1 pseudogene is annotated in these 322 nt (G+C 55.9%); it reads left to right on the top strand.

From position 1 onward, the window contains the following. Positions 1 to 189: pseudogene (locus QQJ86_RS20495) on the top strand (hypothetical protein); the annotation flags it as partial. Positions 190 to 322: the final 133 nt, after the last annotated feature.

Below are 322 nucleotides of genomic sequence, written 5' to 3' on the forward strand. Positions count from 1 at the left end.
GCGCCGACACAAGGCCTCGGCCAGGCTTGGCCAAATGCAACAGATGTCAGCGTCAATCCGCATTACCACGCATACACGTTCGTTGTCGGTGATATCACATACATCCAGGTCAGTGACGCCGCCGGCAGTGCGCAAGGCGAAGTCGGGATATGCACCGATCCGACAATTTTCGGGTCGCAACTCCACTGATGCCGTGGATGGATTAGACAAATTGCGCGTTCCATCGGTGCAGGGTGCACCGTCAACCCAAGAAGGGGATCTTGTATGTCGAAGCTCGTCGCTCGTTGCACGTTGTTCGCCACCTTGTTTGCATTGGGTCTCT

The sequence above is a fragment of the Dyella acidisoli genome (assembly GCF_030160295.1).
GTDB classification, from domain to species: Bacteria; Pseudomonadota; Gammaproteobacteria; order Xanthomonadales; family Rhodanobacteraceae; genus Dyella_B; species Dyella_B acidisoli.